Below are 20,475 nucleotides of genomic sequence, written 5' to 3'. Positions count from 1 at the left end.
ACAACTTCAACCACTTGCGCTTCCGATCTCTCGTTAGCGGGAGGCGAATTCTACAGCGTTACACGCTGCTGTCAACACCTCTTTTTCTCCGCTTTCGACCGAGAAGATCGAAACGTTAATAGAGCCAGACAAGACCGCTCTATCAACTCCTTCTGGGCTTCGATGAACTGAAGCAGGTCGCTGTCGAATCTCGCATAACTCTTTGTTTACCAAGGAGTTTTCAGTTTCGACTGCGCCGGAAGTGGGGCGAATTATAGACAGATATAATTCGCCGTCAACACCTAATTCCAGGTTTATTCGGATTTGAGCGTAATACGCGCAAATGCCTTCTTTCCAGCCTGACAAACGTGGGTAGCACCCAGCTCGTATATAAAGGAGCGGTCTACGACCTCACCATCTATACGTACACCGCCAGAACCCAGAAGGTCACGCGCGACTGCGGAATTCTTAACCAGGCCAGCCTTATTAAGGACGGCAGCGATCGGCATCGCTTCAGCAGCCGATAACTCAATCTCCGGCAGATCATCCGGCAGCTCGCCATCCCTCATGCGGTTGCCCGCCGCGCGATGGGCGTTGGCCGCAGCCTCTTCACCGTGGAAGCGCGCAACAATCTCTTCCGCCAGCTTGATTTTTACGTCACGCGGATTGGTGCCCGCCTCCACATCAGCACGCAGCGCATTGATCTCATCCATCGAGCGGAAGCTCAACAGCTCAAAGTAACGCCACATCAACGCATCAGGAATCGAAACCAATTTGCCGTACATCACACCCGGAGCTTCCTGGATACCTACATAGTTACCCAAGGACTTGGACATCTTCTTGACGCCGTCCAACCCTTCCAGCAACGGCATGGTCAGAATGCACTGGGCTTCCTGGCCATACGCGCGCTGCAGCTCACGCCCCATCAGCAGGTTGAACTTCTGGTCCGTACCGCCCAACTCAACGTCGGCACGCAACGCAACCGAGTCATAGCCCTGAACCAGCGGATAGAGAAACTCATGAATCGCGATCGGCTGGTTGGTGGAGTAGCGCTTATCGAAATCATCACGCTCGAGCATGCGCGCGACGGTGTACTGAGAGGTCAGGCGGATGAAGTCTGCCGCCCCCATCTGATCCATCCACGTGGAGTTGAACGCCACTTCGGTCTTGGCCGGATCGAGAATCTTGAATACCTGCGTCTTGTAGGTCTCGGCATTATCGAGAACCTGCTCTCGGGTCAGCGGCGGACGCGTGGCGCTCTTGCCACTCGGGTCACCGATCATCCCGGTGAAGTCACCTATAAGGAAGATGACCTGATGCCCCAGCTCCTGGAACTGGCGCAGCTTATTAATAAGCACGGTATGACCCAGGTGCAGATCCGGCGCCGTCGGATCAAAGCCGGCTTTAATACGCAGGGGTTGGCCACGCTTAAGCTTTTCGATCAGCTCGGCCTCGACCAACAGTTCTTCCGCACCACGTTTTATCAGCGCTAGCTGCTCTTCAACCGACTTCATAACAGACCCGCAAGGCTCAGATTCAAAAGGGAACCAACCATACAAGATCAGGGACTAATTACAAGTTTTGCCCTGCGAACGGACACCGTTCAGCAAGCCCAGCGTTCGCGAGCTTGCGCCACAGATGATTTGGTTATATTTTATACAGTTATTTCATCTTCATCATGTCATTCATCTTTTCCATTTCATCTTCAAAGTCAAAAATTACCTATGACCACTGAACCGTCTAAAGCGCCACCGCTTTACCCGAAGACCCACCTGCTCGCCGCAAGTGGTATCGCCGCCCTTCTCAGCCTGGCACTCCTGGTATTCCCTTCCAGTGACGTAGAAGCCAAACGAACATCCCTGAGCCTTGACCTGGAAAGTCCAGTTGAGCAACTGACACAAGATCAAGACGCTTCTGACGCGCAAGAAGCCACAAACGCTCCAGCCGAATCACCGTTCGCCCAGATAGAAAGTAGCCCGGAAGATACGCAGCAAGCCGCCCAGGCCCAGCCTGCACCCGCTGTTGACATGGCCAGGAATCCCCAGCACCGAGAAGTGATCGTTGGCAAGGGCGATACGCTTTCGACCTTGTTCGAGAAAGTCGGCCTGCCGGCGGCCACCGTCAATGAAGTCCTCGCCAGCGACAAACAAGCCAGGCAATTCACCCAGCTCAAACGCGGCCAAAAGCTTGAGTTTGAGCTGACGCCCGACGGCCAGCTCAACAACCTGCACAGCAATGTCAGCGATCTTGAGAGCATCACCCTGACCAAGGGCGCCAAAGGCTTCGCCTTCAACCGCATTACCACCAAGCCAGTGATGCGCTCCGCCTACGTACACGGCGTGATTAACAGCTCCCTGTCGCAATCCGCCGCGCGCGCGGGCTTGTCCCACAGCATGACCATGGACATGGCCAGCGTATTTGGCTACGACATCGACTTCGCCCAGGACATCCGCCAAGGTGACGAATTCGACGTGATCTACGAGCAGAAAGTCGCCAATGGCAAGGTGGTCGGCACCGGCAACATCCTCTCCGCTCGCTTCACCAACCGCGGCAAGACCTACACCGCAGTGCGCTATACCAACAAACAAGGCAACAGCAGCTACTACACAGCTGATGGCAATAGCATGCGCAAGGCCTTCATCCGCACTCCGGTGGACTTCGCCCGTATTAGCTCGCGTTTTTCCATGGGTCGCAAGCATCCAATTCTGAACAAAATCCGCGCCCACAAAGGCGTCGACTATGCCGCTCCACGTGGCACGCCGATCAAGGCCGCCGGCGACGGCAAGGTGCTGCTGGCCGGGCGTCGCGGTGGTTACGGCAACACTGTGATCATCCAGCACGGCAATACCTACCGTACGCTGTATGGCCATATGCAAGGCTTCGCCAAGGGCGTGCAAACCGGCGGTACGGTGAAGCAAGGCCAAGTGATCGGTTATATCGGCACTACCGGCCTGTCCACCGGCCCGCACTTGCACTATGAATTCCAGGTCAATGGTGTGCACGTCGACCCGCTTGGCCAGAAACTGCCGATGGCCGACCCGATCGCCAAGGCCGAACGCGCGCGCTTCATGCAACAGAGCCAGCCGTTGATGGCCCGCATGGACCAGGAGCGCTCCACCCTGCTGGCTTCGGCGAAGCGTTAAGGTATGCCGCTCTACATAGGTGTGATGTCCGGGACCAGCCTCGACGGCCTGGATATCGCCCTGATCGAACAGCACAAGGCGGTCAAACTGATCGCCACGCACTACATCCCCATGCCGGATGCGCTGCGCGGCGAGCTGCTCGGCCTGTGCGCCAGCGGCCCGGATGAAATCGCCCGTTCAGCCATTGCCCAACAGAACTGGGTGAAGCTTGCCGCACAAGGCATTCACGCTCTGCTCAATCAACAACAGCTCAAGCCCCAGGACATTAGCGCGATTGGCAGCCACGGCCAGACCATCCGCCATGAACCCGCTCGGGGCTTTACCGTACAGATCGGCAACCCGGCCTTGCTTACCGAGCTGACCGGCATCACCGTGGTCAGCGATTTCCGCAGCCGCGATGTGGCTGCAGGTGGCCAGGGCGCCCCGCTGGTACCCGCATTTCACGAAGCGTTATTTGGTGAGCACACCGGCAACCGTGCCGTATTGAATGTGGGCGGTTTCAGCAACCTCAGCCTGATCGAGACCGGCAAACCGGTAGCCGGCTTCGACTGTGGCCCAGGTAATGTCCTGCTGGATGCCTGGATTCATCAACAACGCAGCGAACACTTTGATCGCAATGGCCAGTGGGCTGCCAGCGGCAAGGTCGAACCACAGCTACTCAACGCATTGCTCAGCGACCCATTCTTCGTGACCAAGGGCCCCAAGAGCACCGGCCGCGAGGTGTTTAACCTGCAATGGCTGCACCGCCATCTTGGCGGTTTACCTGCATTCGAGCCTCAGGATGTACAGGCGACGCTGTTGGAGCTGACCGCCCTGACTATCGTCGAGTCGCTGCAGTCCGCCCAACCTCAGACAGAGACCCTGCTGGTTTGCGGCGGCGGCGCTCACAATGCCACACTGATGAGCCGACTGGCCGCCCTGCTACCATCAACCCAAGTCAGCAGCACCGCCACCTACGGCGTCGATCCCGACTGGGTTGAAGCGATGGCGTTCGCCTGGCTCGCCCATTGCTGCCTCGAAGGCATCGCCGCCAACCGCCCCAGCGTCACTGGCGCACGCGGGCTTCGGGTACTGGGCGCTATCTACCCGGCCTGACTGAATGAGCAGACAGCAAAACGCCGCTTGGCCTATCAAAGCCAAGCGGCGTTTTTCATTCGTCTCGGATCAAACTACCGGTCAGATCGAAAACGAAGACCCACAACCACACGTAGTGGTGGCGTTAGGATTCTTGATCACGAAACGCGAACCTTCCAGACCTTCCTGGTAGTCCACTTCGGCACCTGCCAAGTACTGGAAGCTCATCGGGTCCACGACCAGGCTAACGCCCTCGCGCTCAACGATGGTGTCATCGTCAGCTACATCTTCATCGAAGGTAAAACCGTACTGAAACCCTGAACAACCGCCGCCCGTAACGAATACGCGCAGCTTCAAGCGATCATTACCCTCTTCATCGACCAGGCTCTTCACCTTGTGCGCAGCACCGTGGGTGAATTGCAAAGCCGTGGGGGTGAAGGATTCAACGCTCATGCTGATAATCTCCCGGCGTAGCGCCGCCATATGCGTAATGGTGGGTATTATCCGCTTCTCCTAGAAAATCGGTCAACTATTGTTACGGTATATCAATCTGCGCAGCCGTCATTAAAAACACAAAAGGCCCGATCAACGGGCCCTTTGTGCAATAGCTGCAGCGTCTTAAGGCAGCATGCCTGCGTGGGACAGACCCAGTTTCTCGTCCAGGCCAAACAGAATGTTCATGTTTTGTACCGCCTGGCCCGACGCGCCCTTGACCAGGTTATCGATCACCGACAACACCACGACGAGGTCACCATCCTGCGGACGGTGCACGGCGATCCGGCATACGTTAGCGCCGCGCACGCTACGGGTTTCCGGGTGGCTGCCCGCAGGCATGACGTCGACGAACGGTTCGTTGGCATAACGCTTTTCGAACAGCGCTTGCAGGTCTACGGAACGGTCAACCACGGTTGCGTAGAGCGTGGAATGAATGCCGCGGATCATCGGAGTCAGGTGCGGCACAAAGGTCAGGCCCACGTCTTTACCGGCCGCGCGACGCAGCCCCTGGCGGATTTCCGGCAAGTGACGGTGCCCTTTTACCGCATAGGCCTTCATGCTTTCCGACGTCTCGGAGTACAGCGAACCCACCGCCGCACCACGACCGGCGCCGCTGACGCCCGACTTGCAATCGGCGATCAAACGCGAAGCATCCGCCAGCCCAGCCTCCAGCAGTGGCAGGAAACCCAACTGAGTAGCCGTCGGATAGCAACCCGGCACCGCAATCAGGCGAGCCTGTTTGATCTGCTCACGGTTGACTTCCGGCAGGCCGTACACCGCCTCTTCCAGCAACTGCGGCGCGCCGTGGGGCTGGCCGTACCACTTGGCCCACTCATCGGCGTCCTGCAACCGGAAGTCCGCCGACAGATCGATCACTTTGGTGCCCGCCGCCAGCAACTCGCCAGCCAAGGCATGGGCAACACCGTGAGGGGTGGCGAAGAACACCACGTCGCAAGCGCCCAAGGTCTTGACGTCCGGAACACTGAACGCCAGGCCGTCGTAATGGCCTCGCAGGTTCGGGTACATATCGGCCACGGCCAGCCCGGCCTCGGATCGAGAGGTGATGACCACCACCTCAGCCTGCGGATGCTGAGCCAACAGACGCAGCAATTCGACACCGGTGTAACCCGTGCCGCCGACGATACCGACCTTGACCATAAACCTGCCCTCAACGAACCCACTGGAAAGCGGTCGATAATAGGGGCCGCATCGTCCTGCGACAACCATCAAGGTGACGCGTGGACACCCGAGCCACTACTATCTTCGTTACCGTGAACCTGGGAATAACTAAAAATGCTCTATCTATGGGTCAAAGCCTTCCATATCGTCGCCATCGTCTGCTGGTTTGCCGCGCTGTTCTACCTGCCGCGACTGTTCGTCTACCACGCCCAAAGCGAGGACACCGTCAGCCAGGAACGCTTCAGCGTCATGGAGCGCAAGCTGTACCGCGGCATCATGGGCCCGGCGATGATCGCCAGCTTGATATTCGGCGGCTGGCTGATCTACCTCAATCCCGCGATCTTTCAATCCGGAGGCTGGATCCACGCCAAGCTGACACTGGTGGTGTTGCTGATCGGCTACCACCATATGTGCGGCGCGCAGGTAAAACGTTTTGCCCGTGGCGAAAACACCCGCAGCCATGTCTTTTATCGCTGGTTCAATGAAGTGCCCGTTCTGCTATTGCTGGCAATCGTAATTCTGGTCGTGGTCAAACCGTTCTAACGTCAATTACTCGGGGTCCATCCAATGTCGCTGCCCGCTCTGCTTGAACAACGTCTGCGCCTGCCCGTCGTGGTTGCGCCGATGTTTCTGATTTCCAATCCGCAACTGGTCCTGGCGTGCTGCCGCAATGGGGTGGTTGGCAGTTTCCCTGCCCTTAACCAACGCGAAAGCAGCGGCTTCAAGGCCTGGCTGGAGGAAATCGAAGCGGGCCTGGCGCCGTTGGACAACCCCGCGCCCTACGCCGTCAACCTGATCGTGCACAGCAGCAATCCGCGCCTGGAGGCCGACCTCGCGATCTGCGTTGAGCACAAGGTGCCGATCATCATTACCAGCCTGGGCGCCGTGAAGGAGTTGGTAGACGCCGTGCACAGCTACGGCGGCCTGGTGTTTCATGACGTCACCACCCGGCGTCATGCCGAGAAGGCCGCCGAAGCCGGCGTGGATGGCTTGATCGCCGTGGCTGCAGGCGCCGGTGGCCATGCTGGCACCTGGAGCCCATTCGCGCTGATTGCCGAAATCCGCCAGTTCTTCGATAAAACCTTACTGCTGGCCGGTTGCCTGAACCACGGTCACGAGATTCTCGCCGCACAACTGCTCGGTGCAGACCTGGCCTATTTCGGCACGCGCTTTATCGGCACCACCGAAAGCCACGCACCGGATGCGTATAAAGAGATGCTGCTCACAGCGCGCGCCGCCGACATCGTGCACACTCCCGCTGTCTCCGGCGTGCCCGCCAGCTTTATGCGCCAGAGCCTGGAAAATGCCGGTTTCGACCTCGCCGCCCTGCAAGGCAAAGGCGACGTCAACGGCGGCTCCAAGCTCAAGCCGTTGAGCGACGAGGCCAAGGCGTGGAAGACTGTATGGTCTGCCGGCCAAGGCGTCGGTGACATTGATGATTTACCCAGCGTCGATGAACTGGTTGCCCGCCTGGATGCCGAATACCGCAAGGCGCGCGAACAGGCGACTCAGCTACGCTGGCCACGCTGACCCAACCGTAAGGCCTGCCGATTGTGCAGGCCTGCACAACCTCCCTGATAACTGACAAGGATGCCCGCATGAGCGACAACCGTTTCAAGATTGTGTTTGATGGAGCCTTGCTCCCGGGTGTCGAAAGCACCACGGCCAAACTGAACCTGGCCGAGCTGTTCAAGAGCGAAGTCGAAGCCATCGAAAAGCTCTTCACCGGCCGCCCGGTCGCGCTCAAACGCGACCTGTCCCGGCCGGACGCGGAGACCTACCTCACCGCGTTGAAGAACGCCGGTGTCGATGCACGCATCGAAGCCGAACAACCCGTAGCCTTCAGCCTCGCCGAAACCCACGAAACAGATGCCGGCGCTTCTGATTTCTCTCGCCCGGACGCTTCGCCGTACGCACCGCCGCGCGCGGCCGTGGGTGAAAACCTGCCGGAGTACGCCACGCTCAAAGTCTTCACGATCAACGGGCGCATCGGGCGCCTGCGGTACCTGGCATGGACGCTGGTGCTGACCCTTGCAATGCTTGTGGCGGCAGGCATCATCAGTACCGTGTGCTTCGCCATTGCGACCGCCTCACCCACGATCGCCATTATTCTTGGCTCGTTACTGGGCTTCGCACTGTTCGTCGCGCTTGTCGTCGTGAGTGTGCAAATCGGTGTGCAGCGCCTGCACGACCTGGGCTGGTCAGGCTGGCTGTACCTGCTGAACCTGGTACCGCTGGTGAACAGTATCTTCCCGCTGTTGCTGCTGGTCTTGCCAGGTAATTCGGGCGCCAACCAATACGGCGCGCCACCACCGCGCAACTCCACTGCCGTGAAGGTCCTGGCCTCGCTGTGGTTGGCGTTTATCCCGCTGATGCTCATTATCGGGCTGACCCTGGGCATGAATGGTTACCTGAACCAACTCGAAGCCAACATGGACAGCAGCTACGAGAGCAGCGCCACCACCTCCGACGAAGACCTTGACCAGAGCGCGACCACCGAAGAAGACGAAGCGCAAAGTGCTGAGGACGCGGGCGAACCTGTAGACTCTCCAGAACAGTGAAGAAACGCCCCCGGCCTGTGATGCCTTTGTCACAGGCGCGGCGGTGTTGCGATGGAGAAAGGCATGACCCGTTACGCTCTGATCACCGGCGCCACAAGCGGCATCGGCCTGGCCTTGGCCGAAGCGCTGGCCCGTCGCGGCCGCAGCTTGATTCTGGTGGCCCGCCAGCGTGATCAGTTGGAAAACATTGCAATCGAATTGACCCAACGCTTTGGCGTCGAGGTGCTGTTCCGGGCGTGCGACCTGGGCGAGCCGCTGCGCTTGTCCGGGTTTCTGCTGGAGCTTGAAGAAGGCGAACGGCAGATCGATCTGCTGGTGAACTGCGCCGGCATCGGCACCAGCGGGCCGTTCCTGGCCCAGGACTGGATGACCGAACAAGACCTGATTGAGCTCAATATCCTTGCCCTGACCCGCATGTGCCATGCGCTTGGCAATACCATGGCGCTGCAGGGCGGCGGGCAAATTCTTAATGTGGCCTCCATCGCGGCGTTCCAGCCGGGCCCGTGGATGAGCACCTACTACGCCAGCAAAGCCTATGTGCTGCACTTCTCCGAAGGCCTGCGCGAAGAACTGAAGAGCTGCGGCATCAAGGTCTCGGTCCTCTGCCCCGGCCCAACCCGTACGGCATTCTTCGGCACCGCACAAATGGACACCGCCAAGCTCGATCGCAGCCAACAGCTGATGAGCCCCGAAGAAGTGGCGCTCTTTACTGTGCGCGCCCTGGAAAAGAACAAAGCCATCATTATTCCCGGCCGGCGCAATCGCTGGATCGCCTTCAGCCCGCGGTTCAGCCCACGCTGGCTGACCCGCAAGATCGCCGGAGCCATCAACAAGGCCTATTGCCCGCGCTGACGGGCTCAGTACACTCAACCTGTCTACTCATAATGGAGAAACAGCTGTGGATACTCTGTTCACCAAGATCATCAACAGAGAAATACCCGCGAAGATTATCTACGAAGACGACCAGGTGCTGGCCTTCCACGATATCGCTCCGCAAGCCCCAGTGCATTTTCTGGTCATTCCGAAGAAGCCTATCCGCACCTTGAACGATCTGACGGAAGGCGATAAAGCCCTGGCCGGCCATATCCTGTTCACCGCCCAGCGCCTCGCCGTCGAGCAGGGCTGCGAAAAGGGTTTTCGTGTGGTGATGAACTGCAACGAAGACGGCGGGCAGACCGTTTATCACATTCATATGCATGTGCTGGGTCAGCGTCAGATGAATTGGCCGCCGGGCTGATAAGCCTTCAGGCAAAGGTCGCGGCCCAGCGGCGCGACCCAATGCCCTGACTCAGCGCAAACGCTTGCCCCTCTCTTGCGGTAAACTGGCCGCCGAGATTCTTTCCGGAGGTCAGCATGACTACCCAACGTCACTACTCGCCGATTGACCGTCTGTTGCTGCAAGCCGACATGGCCATGCGCACACTGCTGCCATTCAGTGGCCAGCCTTATCGCCCCTCGCCCGCCATCGTGCAACCCGACGCACAGATGAGCGAGACCGAGACCCGCCACGTCGCGGGACTGATGCGCATCAACCACACCGGCGAAGTCTGTGCCCAGGCGCTGTATCAAGGCCAGGCACTGACCGCCAAGCTGCCGCAAGTGCGTGCAGCCATGGAGCATGCCGCCGAGGAAGAAGTCGACCATCTGGCCTGGTGCGAGCAGCGCATTCACCAACTTGGCAGCCATACCAGCGTGCTGAACCCGCTGTTTTACGGCTTGTCGTTTGGGATCGGCGCCGCTGCGGGCCTGATCAGCGACAAGGTCAGCCTGGGGTTTGTCGCCGCCACCGAGCATCAGGTGTGCAAGCACCTGGACGAGCATCTGGAGCAACTGCCGGTCGAGGACGAAAAGTCCCGGGCGATTCTGGAGCAAATGCGCATCGACGAAGCACATCACGCAGAAAGCGCATTGGGTGCGGGCGGCTTCCGCTTTCCGGCACCGGTGCGGTTTGGTATGAGCGTACTGGCCAAGGTCATGACCAAAAGCACCTATCGTATCTAGGTGCATCAGATCCCAGACGCAAAAAAGGGCGCTATCAAAGCGCCCTTTCTTTTGCCCATCGATTGAGCGATCAGCCCAACTCGATAATCTCGTAATCATGGGTGATGGCCACACCCGCCGCGCCGAGCATGATCGACGCCGAGCAGTACTTCTCGGCCGACAGCTCGATAGCACGCTTGACCTGCGCTTCCTTCAACGCCCGGCCCTTCACCACGAAATGCATGTGGATCCTGGTGAATACCTTGGGGTCTTCAGTGGCGCGCTCCGCTTCCAGGAAGGCTTCGCAACTTTCCACGGCCTGGCGGGACTTTTTCAGAATGCTGACCACGTCGAAATTGCTGCAACCGCCTACACCCAGCAGAAGCATCTCCATCGGACGTACGCCCAGGTTGCGGCCACCGGCTTCCGGCGGGCCGTCCATGACCACCACATGGCCACTGCCCGACTCACCGAGGAACATGGCTTCGCCCGCCCATTGGATGCGTGCCTTCATCGCCCAGACTCCACTGCTAAAAAAGGGTCGCCAGCTTAGCACAGGGCCCGCCTGCGTCAGCGATTCACACAAAAGCGATCAATAACAGGGTTTACCGGGAAAATTGGCTAATCGAGACAGAATGTGTCTGTTAAGCTGGCGCCAAATCGATGGCGCATTGCCACTGTTCATATAATCGGTATCAGTGCCGATACCGGTGAACACAACAACTCTAACTACTTCGCGCAGTCTTTTCGGGACACAACCATGGTTGCCCTTACTCCCCTACCCAAGATCAAGAATCTCGACAAACTGTTGATGCATTGCCAGCGCCGCCGCTACCCGGCCAAGCACAACATCATCTGCGCCGGGGAACGCTCCGAAACGCTGTTCTTCATTATCAAAGGCTCGGTCACCATCCTGATCGAGGATGAGGACGGCCGCGAAATGATCATCGCCTACCTGAACACCGGGGACTTCTTTGGCGAGCTGGGGCTGTTTGAGCAGGCGGGCAAGGAACAGGAGCGCAGCGCCTGGGTGCGGGCCAAGGTCGAATGCGAAGTGGCCGAGATCAGCTACACCAAGTTCCGCGAACTGGCCCAGCACGATCCCGACATTCTCTACGCCCTCAGCGGGCAGATTGCCCAGCGCCTGCGGGACACCACGCGCAAGGTCGGCGACCTGGCCTTCTTTGATGTCACCGGCCGGGTAGCCCGTTGCCTGTTGGAATTGTGCAAACAGCCAGACGCCATGACTCACCCCGATGGTATGCAGATCAAAGTCACACGCCAGGAAATCGGGCGCATTGTCGGCTGTTCACGGGAAATGGTTGGCCGCGTACTCAAGGATCTGGAAGAGCGCAGTCTGGTGCACGTCAAGGGCAAGACGATGGTGGTGTTTGGCACCCGTTAAACCGGCAGGAAGCTGGCCAACATTTGCCGATACAGAGTGTCCAGGCGGCTGATCGCATCTGGCGCGGCGAAGGCTTCGTGCAGGGCGATATGGCTGTCGGCACGAACGCGCTGCTGCAGGCCACAGACCTCGTTGAAGCGATTGACCGCAGCGATCAGTTCTTCGCGATCGTTATCCAGCAGCAGCGCACCGTGCACCAGGCCTACCGGGCGGCCGCCACTTTGTCGCCAACGCTGGGCGGTGCCGACCATCTTGCGGCCGTTGAGGTTGACGTTGTAGCGACCGTCACAAAACGCCCCGTCGATTTCGCCAACGGAAGCATCGCCACCCAACTCGATCAGCAGGTCGCAGATTGGCTGGCATAAACGCAAGTAACCGGTTTCGATACGATTCTGGTCGCCTTCACTGCGCGGCGGCGCGTAGACCAGGGCGATATTGACCGTGGCGTTCGACTGCGGCACCGGTTCGCCACCGGTTTCCCGCAGCAACACCGGCCAACCGGCGTCGGCCGAGACCTGGCTGGCGGTTTGGAACGCCGGCAGGCGACTCAAACGACGCGGCATTACCAAGGCTTGGTCGTTGGGTTGCCAGAACAGCAGGCCATATTCCTGCTCGCCGGCGCAAACGGCTGCCAGTAAGGCTTGCTCGGCGGCAAGCCCGGCTTCAACAGTCATCGACACCGGCTTAGTCATCAAATACCTGCCTATCTGAATCACACAAAATCAAATGTGGGAGCTGGCTTGCCTGCGATGCAGGCACCTCGGTTTTTCAGTCACACCGAGGTGATGCAATCGCAGGCAAGCCAGCTCCCACAGAAGCCTGCTTCTGGCAGCCAGGCCGTGCCTGCGAATTAATCCAGGGTCGAACCACTGACCGCCACGCCACGCTCCGGGAAGAACAGGCGCTGCAGTTCCGTCCCGGGGTTTTCAGCGCGCATGAAGGCCTCGCCCACCAGGAATGAATATACGTCGCTGATTTCCATCAGTTCCACATCGGCGCGATTGAGGATGCCACTCTCGGTAATCACCAACCGGTCGCGCGGTATGCGCGGCAGCAGGTCGAGGGTGGTTTCCAGGCTGACTTCGAAGGTGTGCAGGTTACGGTTGTTGACCCCCACCAGCGGTGTGTCGAGGGTTTTCAACGCGCGCTCAAGCTCATCGCCGTCGTGCACTTCCACCAGTACGTCCAGGCCGACGCTCTTGGCCACGGCGGCAAGCTCAGCCATTTTCACATCATCCAGTGCGGAGACGATCAGCAGCACGCAGTCGGCGCCCAGGGCGCGGGCTTCGATGATCTGGTACGGGTCGACCATGAAATCCTTGCGGATCACCGGCAACTTGCACGCGGCGCGGGCTTGCTGCAGGAACAGGTCGCTGCCCTGGAAATAATCGACATCGGTCAGTACCGACAGGCAGGTCGCCCCGCCCTTTTCGTAGCTGACGGCAATTTCGTGCGGCACGAAGTGCTCGCGGATCACGCCTTTGCTGGGCGAAGCCTTTTTGATCTCAGCGATGACAGCCGGCTGCTTGAGCTTGGCCTGGGCGATCAACGCATTGGCAAAACCACGCGGCGCGTCAGCCAGCTTGGCCTGGCTTTCCAGCTCGGCCAGGCTCACACGGGCGCGGCGCTCGGCCACTTCCTCAGCCTTGCGGGCCAGGATTTTTTCCAGAACGGTCGGCACACTCATCCTTCATTCTCCATCTTGAATACCGCGGTGAATGCTCCCAGCTCTTCGAGCTTTTCGCGAGCCAGACCGGTGTGCAGTGCATCGTGGGCCAAGGCGACACCTTCCTTAAGACTATAGGCATGGTCGGCCGCATAAAGTGCGGCGCCGGCATTCAAAACAATCATCTCAGCGGCTTTTTGGCCATTCTCGGTCTTGCGGCGCCCCAGGGCATCGCGAATCAATTCCAGGGACGCCGCCGGGCTTTCCACCGCCAGGCCGTGCAGGCTCTGGCTCTTCATGCCCAAATCTTCCGGCTCGACCCAATACTCGGTGACCCGGTCATCCTTAAGCTCGGCCACAAACGTCGGTGCCGCCAGGCTGAATTCGTCCAGCCCGTCCTTGGAATGCACCACCAGCACATGCTTGCTGCCCATGCGCTGCAGCACTTCGGCCAACGGCCGGCACAGCGCCTGGCTGAACACGCCCACCACCTGATGCTTCACACCGGCCGGATTCGTAAGCGGGCCGAGCATGTTGAACAGGGTGCGCAGGCCGAGGTCCTTGCGCGGGCCGGCGGCGTGCTTCATCGCACCATGGTGGGATTGGGCAAACATAAAGCCGATGCCAACGTTATCGATGCAGCGCGCCACTTGCACCGGCGTCAGGTTCAGGTAGATCCCGGCCGCTTCCAGCAGATCGGCGCTGCCGCTCTTGCCGGATACCGCACGGTTACCGTGCTTGGCCACGGTGCAACCCGCCGCCGCCACGACAAACGAAGCCGCGGTCGACACGTTGAAAATATTGGCACCGTCGCCGCCGGTGCCCACCACATCCACCACGCCTTCGAGGGTCTTGAGCTCAACCTTGTCCGCCAGCTCACGCATCACCGACACGGCGCCGACGATCTCGTCGATGCTCTCGCTCTTCATGCGCATGGCCATCATGAACGCACCGATCTGCGCGTCAGTGCATTGGCCGGTCATGATCTCGCGCATCACATCGCTCATCTCGGCGGTGCTCAGGTCCAGGTGGCCGACGATACGGCTCAGGGCAGTCTTGATATCCATGAAAAGTCCTTAGCGCGTGCCGCCGCTCTGCTTGAGAAAGTTGGCGAACAGCTCGTAGCCCTGCTCGGTCAGGATCGACTCGGGGTGAAACTGCACCCCTTCGATATTCAGTGTCTTGTGGCGCAGGCCCATGATCTCGTCGACGGAGCCGTCTTCCAGCTGGGTCCAGGCCGTCAGTTCCAGGCATTGCGGCAGGGTTTCGCGCTTGACGACCAGCGAATGGTAGCGAGTCACCGTCACCGGCAGGTTAAGGCCGTGAAACACGCCCATGTCCTTGTGGAACACGGGGCTGGTCTTGCCATGCATCACCTGGCGCGCGCGCACCACGTCACCGCCAAAGGCCTGGCCGATGGACTGGTGGCCCAGGCACACGCCCAGGATCGGCAACTTGCCGGCGAAATACTGGATGGCTTCCAGGGAAATACCCGCCTCGGTCGGCGTGCACGGGCCCGGCGAAACGACGATGCGTTCGGGATTCAGCGCAGCGATCTCGGCCACGGTCAGTTCGTCGTTGCGCACCACCTTGACCTCGGCACCCAGTTCGCCCAGGTACTGCACCACGTTGTAGGTAAAGGAGTCGTAGTTATCAATCATCAGCAACATGGGGGAAACCTCAGGAATTGGGGGTCTGTTCAGCCAGCGCAACGGCGCGGAACATCGCGCGGCGCTTGTTCAGGGTTTCTTCCCATTCGAGGGCCGGCACCGAGTCAGCGACAATCCCGCCGCCGGCCTGCACGTGCAGCTCCCCGTCCTTGATCACGGCCGTGCGGATCGCAATGGCCGTGTCCATGTTGCCGTTCCAGGCGAAATACCCCACGGCGCCGCCGTAGACACCGCGCTTGACCGGCTCCAGCTCGTCGATAATTTCCATCGCGCGGATCTTCGGCGCGCCCGACAAAGTGCCCGCCGGCAAGATGGCGCGCAGGGCATCCATCGCGGTCAAGCCGGCTTTGAGCTCGCCGGTGACGTTGGACACAATGTGCATCACGTTGGAATAGCGCTCGATCACCATTTTCTCGGTGAGCTTCACCGAACCGATTTCCGAGACCCGCCCGGTATCGTTGCGGCCCAGATCGATGAGCATCAAGTGTTCGGCGATTTCCTTGTCGTCGCTCAGCAGGTCTTCTTCCAGCGCCAGGTCAGCCTCTTCAGTCGCGCCACGCGGACGAGTACCGGCGATCGGGCGCACCGTGATCAAGTTGTCTTCGACGCGCACCAGCACTTCCGGCGAGCTGCCCACCACGTGGAAGTCACCAAAGTTGAAGAAATACATGTACGGCGTCGGGTTGAAGCAGCGCAGCGCCCGGTACAGGTCGATCGGCGCGGCCTTGAAGTCGATGGACATGCGTTGCGACGGCACCACCTGCATGCAGTCACCGGCGAGGATATATTCCTTGATGGTGTCGACGGCGCGCTCGTAGTCATCCTGGGTAAAGCTGGAACGGAACACCGGGTCGGCCGCCGGTGGACGGCTGAGATCCAGGCCGCGACGCGGGGTGATCGGCTGGCGCAGTTTGTCCAGCAGGGCTTCGAGGCTGGCCAGGCCGTTGTCGAACGCGTCGGCCTGGGAGGGGTCGGCGAGCACAATCGCGTGCATCTTGCCGGCGAGGTTGTCGAACACGACGACCGCGTCGGAGACCATCAGCAGAATGTCCGGCACACCCAATGGATCCGGGTTCGGGCATTTGCCCAAGCGTTTTTCCACGTAGCGCACGCAGTCATAACCGAAATAACCCACCAGCCCGCCGTTGAAACGCGGCAGACCAGCAATGGTCGGCACGTTGTAGCGCGCCTTGAACGCCTCGACGAACGCCAACGGGTCTTCCACATCATGGCTTTCGATCTCGATGCCATCATGGGTGATGCTCACATGATGATCGTGAACGCGCATCACCGTGCGGCATGGCAGGCCGATGATCGAGTAACGGCCCCACTTCTCGCCGCCCTGCACCGATTCGAGCAGGTAGGAATTGGGTTCGTCGGCCAGTTTCAGGTAGATCGACAGCGGCGTGTCGAAGTCGGCCAGGGTTTCGCAGGCCAGGGGGATGCGGTTATAGCCGGCAGCGGCCAAACGCAGGAATTCTTCGCGGGTCATGATATGCCTCGTGGCTTGAGGGTCTATAACAGTCAGGTATGCAAACGCGCCGCGCAGCGCGGCCAGGATCGGTCAGGCGCGCCAACGCCAGCGGGCCAGGGCCTTGATGACTTTCATCCAGAGTTTGCGAGTGACCACCACGATGGGATTTCCAGAAGGGGACGGATCGATATCGGGCAACGTTATCTCAGCGCCAGCTCCCAAGCAACCGGGGATTAGCAGCCGCAGGTCATCAATGATCAGGGAAGGCGATTCTTCGGCGATCGGCCGCCCATGGTTGTAGCCGTAGCTGAGCGCCACGCACTGCACGCCCGCGGCCTTCGCCGCTTGCACATCACTGCGCGAATCGCCGACGAACAACGACTGCGAGGCCGGGATATTGGCCATTTTCATCACGAAAAACAGCGCCGCCGGGTCGGGTTTTTTCTGCGGCAGGGTATCGCCGCCGATGATCCAGCGGAAATAACGGCCGATTTTCATCTGGTCCAACAGCGGCGCGACGAAGCGCTCCGGCTTGTTGGTGATCAAGGCCATTTCCACGCCCTGCTTGTGCAGCCATTTGAGGGTGTCGCGCACGCCGGGGTAAACCACGGTCAATTCGTGGTTGTTTTCATAGGCGGCGTTGAACAACTCCAGGGCGTGCTCGGCTTCGACCTCATCGACACCCTCGGCCTCGATATGATTGGCCAAGGCCCGGCGCACCAGCATCGGCGCACCGTTGCCGACCCATTCACGCACCGACTCGATTCCGACCGGCTTGCGCCCCAGCTTGAGCAGCATCTCGTCCACCGCCGCCGCCAGGTCAGGCACCGAGTCGATCAAGGTACCGTCCAGATCGAACATCACCAGCCGTGGCAACTTGCCGGGGAACAGCTGCTCAAAGCCGCTCATGGACGCGCCAGCGCCAATTCGGCGCGCATCTTCGCGATGACTTCCTGGTAGTCCGGCGCGTTGAAGATCGCCGAGCCGGCCACGAAGGTGTCGGCGCCAGCGGCTGCGATTTCGCGGATATTGTTGACGTTGACCCCACCGTCGATTTCCAGGCGGATATCACGGCCCGAGGCGTCGATCAGCGCACGCGCCTCACGCAGCTTGTCGAGGGTGCCGGGTATGAACTTCTGCCCGCCGAAACCTGGGTTGACGCTCATCAGCAGGACCATGTCGACCTTGTCCATCACGTACTTGAGCACGTCCAGCGGCGTGGCCGGGTTGAACACCAGGCCCGCCTTGCAGCCGCCTTCGCGGATCAGTTGCAGGGTGCGGTCGACGTGCAGCGAGGCTTCCGGGTGAAAGGTAATGTAGGTCGCGCCGGCGTCAACGAAGTCACCGATGATGCGGTCCACCGGGCTGACCATCAGGTGCGCGTCGATCGGCGCGGTAATGCCGTACTTGCGCAGCGCCGCGCAGACCATCGGGCCGATGGTCAGGTTGGGCACGTAGTGGTTGTCCATGACATCGAAGTGCACGAAGTCGGCACCGGCGGCCAACACCTTGTCCACTTCCTCACCCAGGCGGGCAAAATCGGCGGAGAGAATCGATGGAGCAATGACGAAGGGCTGCATGACGCACCTTTTTTGAGCTAAATCACGATGGCGCGCATTGTATACCTCATGCTTTGCCGCGCGCACCGTGACCTGTCTCAACGGCTAGTAAGCCGCCCGGTAGATTTTCTCGATATCGGCCGCGCTGAGCTTGCGCGGATTGTTGCGCATCAGCCGCTCGATACCCGCCGCTTCGATGGCCATGGCGGGAATGGCGTCCTCGGGAACGCCGAAACTGCGCAGGCCCGCCGGGATTTCGACGGCCGCACACAGCCGCGTCATCGCCTCCACAGCCTGGTCGGCGGCATCGTTGAGGCTCAAGCCGCTGACATTCACACCCATGGCCTGCGCAATGTCCTGCATGCGCTCCACACAGGCCAACTTGTTCCAGTGCATCACATAGGGCAGCAACAGCGCGTTACTTACGCCATGGGCGATGTTGAACCGTCCACCCAGCGGGTACGCCAACGCATGCACCGCGCCGACCCCAGCGTTACCGAAGGCCATGCCCGCCATCAGGCTGGCGGTGGCCATATCGTCGCGGGCTTGCAGGTTGGCCGGGTTGGCGTAGGCCTTGGGCAGTGCATTGGCGATCAGCTTGATCGCACCAATAGCCAGGGCGTCGGTGATCGGCGAAGCGTTCAGCGACAGGTACGACTCGATGGCATGCACCAGCGCATCCACGCCACTGGCGGCGGTGACGCTACGCGGGCAGGTCAGGGTCATTTGCGGGCTGATCAGCGCCACATCCGGCAGCAGGAAATCGCTGACGATGCCTTTTTTCAGCTGCGCGGCCTTGTCGGAGAGAATCGCCACGTTGGTCACTTCCGAACCGGTGCCGGCTGTGGTGGGGATGGCGATCAGCGGCGGGCCCTTGCGCGGCACCTGGTCGACGCCGAACAAGTCCGCCAGGGCGCCGTGGTAGCCGGCATAGGCGGCCACGCTTTTGGCGATGTCGATGGCACTGCCGCCGCCCAGGCCGATCAGGCCGTCGTGCCCGCCCTCGCGGTAAACGCGCATGCAGTCTTCGACGATGGCGATCTCCGGGTCGGGCAGCACGCGGTCGAAGATTTCATAGGGGCGTTCGCCCAGGTGTTCAAGCGCCAGCGCCACCGTGCCGGACTTGACCAGCGCTGCGTCGGTGACAATCAGCGGGTTATCCACATCCAGGCGCGTGAGCTCAAAGGCCAATTGCTCGATGGCACCTTCGCCGGTCAGCAGTTTGTGGGCGATCTTGAATGAGGAAGTACTCATGTGCGCGGCCTCTTATTGATAGATGGGCTGGCACAAGAGTAGCTGATGCAGATGGGTTGTCTGCCATTCAGCGGCTGAATGGTCAAGTGGTTCAAAGCGGGCACGGTCAATGTGGGAGCTGGCTTGCCTGCGATGGCGGCGGTGAATTGCACATCGCCATCGCAGGCAAGCCAGCTCCCACAGTTAACCGAGTCCGACCTTTAAACCTGCGCAGTACGCAGTTTCTCGCTACGCCCGCGCAACCATTCCAGGGTCAGCAACAGCAGCACCGAGAAGGCAATCAGCAAAGTCGCCGCCGCGGCAATCGTTGGGCTGAGGTTTTCGCGGATGCCGCTGAACATCTGGCGCGGCAAGGTGGCTTGCTCGGGGCCGGCGAGGAACAGCGTCACCACCACTTCATCGAACGAGGTGGCAAAGGCAAACAGCGCCCCGGAGATCACCCCCGGCGCGATCAACGGCAAGGTCACCCGGCGAAACGCGGTCAGCGGCGAAGCACCGAGACTGGCCGCCGCCCGCACCAGATTGTGGTTGAACCCCTGCAAGGTCGCCGACACGGTGATGATCACAAACGGCACACCCAGCACCGCGTGCACCACGATCAGCGAGAAGAAGCTGTTGCCCAGGCCCAGCGGCGCAAAGAACAGGTAACTGGCCACGCCGATGATCACCACCGGCACTACCATCGGTGATATCACCAGCGCCATTACCAACGCCTTGCCGGGGAAATCGCCGCGTGTCAGGCCGATGGCCGCCAGCGTGCCGAACACCATGGCCAGCAGCGTGGCGGCCGGCGCGACGATGATGCTGTTCTTGAGTGCACGCATCCATTCGGCGGAGGCGAAGAAGTCCTGGTACCAGTGCAGCGAGAAGCCTTGCAGCGGGTACACCAGGAAACTGCCGCTGTTGAACGACAGCGGGATGATCACCAGCACCGGCAGAATCAAAAACAGCAGGATCAAGCCGCAGAGGATCCGCAAGCTGTAGAACCACACCCGCTCAACGGGCGACATATAAGGGCTCAGCATCGCTAGGTCTC

22 protein-coding genes are annotated in these 20,475 nt (G+C 60.3%); 9 read left to right on the top strand and 13 right to left on the bottom strand.

Annotated elements, in window-relative coordinates; translation table 11 throughout:
• Nucleotides 1–293: 293 nt before the first annotated feature.
• Nucleotides 294–1,493 (bottom strand): tyrosine--tRNA ligase, encoded by a 1,200-nt coding sequence (tyrS, locus tag BLL36_RS21590; RefSeq protein ID WP_076953359.1) that lies wholly within the window; start codon nucleotides 1,491–1,493, stop codon nucleotides 294–296.
• A gap of 210 nt (nucleotides 1,494–1,703) precedes the next feature.
• Here tyrS and BLL36_RS21585 point away from each other — a divergent pair, with 210 nt between their 5' ends.
• Nucleotides 1,704–3,122, top strand: a complete 1,419-nt coding sequence (locus tag BLL36_RS21585) for a peptidoglycan DD-metalloendopeptidase family protein (protein ID WP_076953358.1) — start codon at nucleotides 1,704–1,706, stop codon at nucleotides 3,120–3,122.
• 3 nt (nucleotides 3,123–3,125) lie between these two features.
• A complete protein-coding gene (locus BLL36_RS21580) occupies nucleotides 3,126–4,217 on the top strand; it encodes an anhydro-N-acetylmuramic acid kinase (protein WP_076953356.1) in 1,092 nt (363 codons plus the stop codon).
• 81 nt (nucleotides 4,218–4,298) lie between these two features.
• Here BLL36_RS21580 and erpA read toward each other — a convergent pair whose 3' ends face one another.
• Both erpA and argC read right to left on the bottom strand, forming a co-directional pair.
• Nucleotides 4,299–4,649: an iron-sulfur cluster insertion protein ErpA gene (gene erpA, locus BLL36_RS21575; RefSeq protein ID WP_003176443.1), complete on the bottom strand. Its 351-nt coding sequence runs from the start codon at nucleotides 4,647–4,649 to the stop codon at nucleotides 4,299–4,301.
• Between the two features lie 165 nt (nucleotides 4,650–4,814).
• Entirely contained in the window at nucleotides 4,815–5,849 is a 1,035-nt protein-coding gene (gene argC, locus BLL36_RS21570) for an N-acetyl-gamma-glutamyl-phosphate reductase (RefSeq protein WP_076953354.1), read from the bottom strand.
• A 135-nt stretch (nucleotides 5,850–5,984) separates the two neighbouring features.
• Between argC and hemJ the strand changes: the two genes are divergently transcribed.
• The 6 genes from hemJ to coq7 all read left to right on the top strand — a co-directional run bounded on the left by hemJ (nucleotide 5,985) and on the right by coq7 (nucleotide 10,432).
• Nucleotides 5,985–6,413: a protoporphyrinogen oxidase HemJ gene (gene hemJ, locus BLL36_RS21565; protein WP_076953353.1), complete on the top strand. Its 429-nt coding sequence runs from the start codon at nucleotides 5,985–5,987 to the stop codon at nucleotides 6,411–6,413.
• A 24-nt stretch (nucleotides 6,414–6,437) separates the two neighbouring features.
• Nucleotides 6,438–7,400, top strand: coding sequence for an NAD(P)H-dependent flavin oxidoreductase (locus BLL36_RS21560; RefSeq protein ID WP_076953351.1), 963 nt, complete (start codon nucleotides 6,438–6,440; stop codon nucleotides 7,398–7,400).
• 68 nt (nucleotides 7,401–7,468) lie between these two features.
• A complete protein-coding gene (locus tag BLL36_RS21555; protein ID WP_076953349.1) occupies nucleotides 7,469–8,431 on the top strand; it encodes a DUF805 domain-containing protein in 963 nt (320 codons plus the stop codon).
• A gap of 63 nt (nucleotides 8,432–8,494) precedes the next feature.
• Nucleotides 8,495–9,283: an SDR family NAD(P)-dependent oxidoreductase gene (locus BLL36_RS21550; protein WP_076953348.1), complete on the top strand. Its 789-nt coding sequence runs from the start codon at nucleotides 8,495–8,497 to the stop codon at nucleotides 9,281–9,283.
• Nucleotides 9,284–9,329: 46 nt separating this feature from the next.
• Nucleotides 9,330–9,668: a histidine triad nucleotide-binding protein gene (locus BLL36_RS21545; protein ID WP_076953346.1), complete on the top strand. Its 339-nt coding sequence runs from the start codon at nucleotides 9,330–9,332 to the stop codon at nucleotides 9,666–9,668.
• 116 nt (nucleotides 9,669–9,784) lie between these two features.
• Nucleotides 9,785–10,432, top strand: coding sequence for a 2-polyprenyl-3-methyl-6-methoxy-1,4-benzoquinone monooxygenase (gene coq7, locus BLL36_RS21540; protein WP_076953344.1), 648 nt, complete (start codon nucleotides 9,785–9,787; stop codon nucleotides 10,430–10,432).
• A gap of 70 nt (nucleotides 10,433–10,502) precedes the next feature.
• Here coq7 and BLL36_RS21535 read toward each other — a convergent pair whose 3' ends face one another.
• On the bottom strand, nucleotides 10,503–10,925 hold the full coding sequence (locus tag BLL36_RS21535; protein ID WP_003210947.1) for an OsmC family protein: 423 nt from the start codon (nucleotides 10,923–10,925) through the stop codon (nucleotides 10,503–10,505).
• A gap of 246 nt (nucleotides 10,926–11,171) precedes the next feature.
• On the opposite strand from BLL36_RS21535, the gene crp reads away from it, so the two are divergent.
• The gene (gene crp, locus BLL36_RS21530; protein ID WP_076953342.1) at nucleotides 11,172–11,816 is read left to right on the top strand and encodes a cAMP-activated global transcriptional regulator CRP; all 645 of its coding nucleotides are present in this window, start codon (nucleotides 11,172–11,174) and stop codon (nucleotides 11,814–11,816) included.
• On the opposite strand, the gene BLL36_RS21525 is transcribed toward crp, so the two are convergent.
• From BLL36_RS21525 to BLL36_RS21485, 9 genes are all read right to left on the bottom strand, one after another.
• Complete coding sequence (locus BLL36_RS21525) at nucleotides 11,813–12,508, bottom strand: lipoate--protein ligase family protein (RefSeq protein ID WP_076953341.1); 696 nt, start codon at nucleotides 12,506–12,508, stop codon at nucleotides 11,813–11,815. The genes crp and BLL36_RS21525 overlap by 4 nt on opposite strands.
• A 158-nt stretch (nucleotides 12,509–12,666) precedes the next feature.
• Nucleotides 12,667–13,503: an indole-3-glycerol phosphate synthase TrpC gene (gene trpC, locus BLL36_RS21520; RefSeq protein WP_076953339.1), complete on the bottom strand. Its 837-nt coding sequence runs from the start codon at nucleotides 13,501–13,503 to the stop codon at nucleotides 12,667–12,669.
• Nucleotides 13,500–14,549: an anthranilate phosphoribosyltransferase gene (gene trpD / locus BLL36_RS21515; protein WP_076953337.1), complete on the bottom strand. Its 1,050-nt coding sequence runs from the start codon at nucleotides 14,547–14,549 to the stop codon at nucleotides 13,500–13,502. The genes trpC and trpD overlap by 4 nt, the downstream gene beginning before the upstream one ends.
• Nucleotides 14,550–14,558: 9 nt before the next feature.
• Nucleotides 14,559–15,152: an aminodeoxychorismate/anthranilate synthase component II gene (locus BLL36_RS21510; RefSeq protein ID WP_076953335.1), complete on the bottom strand. Its 594-nt coding sequence runs from the start codon at nucleotides 15,150–15,152 to the stop codon at nucleotides 14,559–14,561.
• 10 nt (nucleotides 15,153–15,162) lie between these two features.
• The gene (gene trpE, locus BLL36_RS21505; protein WP_076953334.1) at nucleotides 15,163–16,644 is read right to left on the bottom strand and encodes an anthranilate synthase component I; all 1,482 of its coding nucleotides are present in this window, start codon (nucleotides 16,642–16,644) and stop codon (nucleotides 15,163–15,165) included.
• Between the two features lie 72 nt (nucleotides 16,645–16,716).
• On the bottom strand, nucleotides 16,717–17,535 hold the full coding sequence (locus tag BLL36_RS21500) for a phosphoglycolate phosphatase (protein ID WP_076953332.1): 819 nt from the start codon (nucleotides 17,533–17,535) through the stop codon (nucleotides 16,717–16,719).
• Entirely contained in the window at nucleotides 17,532–18,206 is a 675-nt protein-coding gene (gene rpe / locus BLL36_RS21495; protein WP_024077703.1) for a ribulose-phosphate 3-epimerase, read from the bottom strand. The genes BLL36_RS21500 and rpe overlap by 4 nt, the downstream gene beginning before the upstream one ends.
• Nucleotides 18,207–18,290: 84 nt before the next feature.
• On the bottom strand, nucleotides 18,291–19,439 hold the full coding sequence (locus BLL36_RS21490) for an iron-containing alcohol dehydrogenase (protein WP_076953330.1): 1,149 nt from the start codon (nucleotides 19,437–19,439) through the stop codon (nucleotides 18,291–18,293).
• A 200-nt stretch (nucleotides 19,440–19,639) separates the two neighbouring features.
• Complete coding sequence (locus tag BLL36_RS21485; protein ID WP_076953328.1) at nucleotides 19,640–20,464, bottom strand: ABC transporter permease; 825 nt, start codon at nucleotides 20,462–20,464, stop codon at nucleotides 19,640–19,642.
• Nucleotides 20,465–20,475: the final 11 nt, after the last annotated feature.

The organism is Pseudomonas cedrina subsp. cedrina, assembly GCF_001983175.1.
Taxonomy (GTDB): domain Bacteria; phylum Pseudomonadota; class Gammaproteobacteria; order Pseudomonadales; family Pseudomonadaceae; genus Aquipseudomonas; species Aquipseudomonas cedrina.
This window is presented reverse-complemented; position numbering and strand designations above follow the sequence as displayed.

What these genes read in the sequence shown, in the direction of transcription:
- tyrS (WP_076953359.1), bottom strand. Translation starts at nt 1,493, where the DNA reads ATGAAGTCGGTTGAAGAGCAGCTAGCGCTGATAAAACGTGGTGCGGAA.
- BLL36_RS21585 (WP_076953358.1), top strand. Translation starts at nt 1,704, where the DNA reads ATGACCACTGAACCGTCTAAAGCGCCACCGCTTTACCCGAAGACCCAC.
- BLL36_RS21580 (WP_076953356.1), top strand. Translation starts at nt 3,126, where the DNA reads ATGCCGCTCTACATAGGTGTGATGTCCGGGACCAGCCTCGACGGCCTG.
- erpA (WP_003176443.1), bottom strand. Translation starts at nt 4,649, where the DNA reads ATGAGCGTTGAATCCTTCACCCCCACGGCTTTGCAATTCACCCACGGT.
- argC (WP_076953354.1), bottom strand. Translation starts at nt 5,849, where the DNA reads ATGGTCAAGGTCGGTATCGTCGGCGGCACGGGTTACACCGGTGTCGAA.
- hemJ (WP_076953353.1), top strand. Translation starts at nt 5,985, where the DNA reads ATGCTCTATCTATGGGTCAAAGCCTTCCATATCGTCGCCATCGTCTGC.
- BLL36_RS21560 (WP_076953351.1), top strand. Translation starts at nt 6,438, where the DNA reads ATGTCGCTGCCCGCTCTGCTTGAACAACGTCTGCGCCTGCCCGTCGTG.
- BLL36_RS21555 (WP_076953349.1), top strand. Translation starts at nt 7,469, where the DNA reads ATGAGCGACAACCGTTTCAAGATTGTGTTTGATGGAGCCTTGCTCCCG.
- BLL36_RS21550 (WP_076953348.1), top strand. Translation starts at nt 8,495, where the DNA reads ATGACCCGTTACGCTCTGATCACCGGCGCCACAAGCGGCATCGGCCTG.
- coq7 (WP_076953344.1), top strand. Translation starts at nt 9,785, where the DNA reads ATGACTACCCAACGTCACTACTCGCCGATTGACCGTCTGTTGCTGCAA.
- BLL36_RS21535 (WP_003210947.1), bottom strand. Translation starts at nt 10,925, where the DNA reads ATGAAGGCACGCATCCAATGGGCGGGCGAAGCCATGTTCCTCGGTGAG.
- crp (WP_076953342.1), top strand. Translation starts at nt 11,172, where the DNA reads ATGGTTGCCCTTACTCCCCTACCCAAGATCAAGAATCTCGACAAACTG.
- BLL36_RS21525 (WP_076953341.1), bottom strand. Translation starts at nt 12,508, where the DNA reads ATGACTAAGCCGGTGTCGATGACTGTTGAAGCCGGGCTTGCCGCCGAG.
- trpC (WP_076953339.1), bottom strand. Translation starts at nt 13,503, where the DNA reads ATGAGTGTGCCGACCGTTCTGGAAAAAATCCTGGCCCGCAAGGCTGAG.
- trpD (WP_076953337.1), bottom strand. Translation starts at nt 14,549, where the DNA reads ATGGATATCAAGACTGCCCTGAGCCGTATCGTCGGCCACCTGGACCTG.
- BLL36_RS21510 (WP_076953335.1), bottom strand. Translation starts at nt 15,152, where the DNA reads ATGTTGCTGATGATTGATAACTACGACTCCTTTACCTACAACGTGGTG.
- trpE (WP_076953334.1), bottom strand. Translation starts at nt 16,644, where the DNA reads ATGACCCGCGAAGAATTCCTGCGTTTGGCCGCTGCCGGCTATAACCGC.
- BLL36_RS21500 (WP_076953332.1), bottom strand. Translation starts at nt 17,535, where the DNA reads ATGAGCGGCTTTGAGCAGCTGTTCCCCGGCAAGTTGCCACGGCTGGTG.
- rpe (WP_024077703.1), bottom strand. Translation starts at nt 18,206, where the DNA reads ATGCAGCCCTTCGTCATTGCTCCATCGATTCTCTCCGCCGATTTTGCC.
- BLL36_RS21490 (WP_076953330.1), bottom strand. Translation starts at nt 19,439, where the DNA reads ATGAGTACTTCCTCATTCAAGATCGCCCACAAACTGCTGACCGGCGAA.
- BLL36_RS21485 (WP_076953328.1), bottom strand. Translation starts at nt 20,464, where the DNA reads ATGCTGAGCCCTTATATGTCGCCCGTTGAGCGGGTGTGGTTCTACAGC.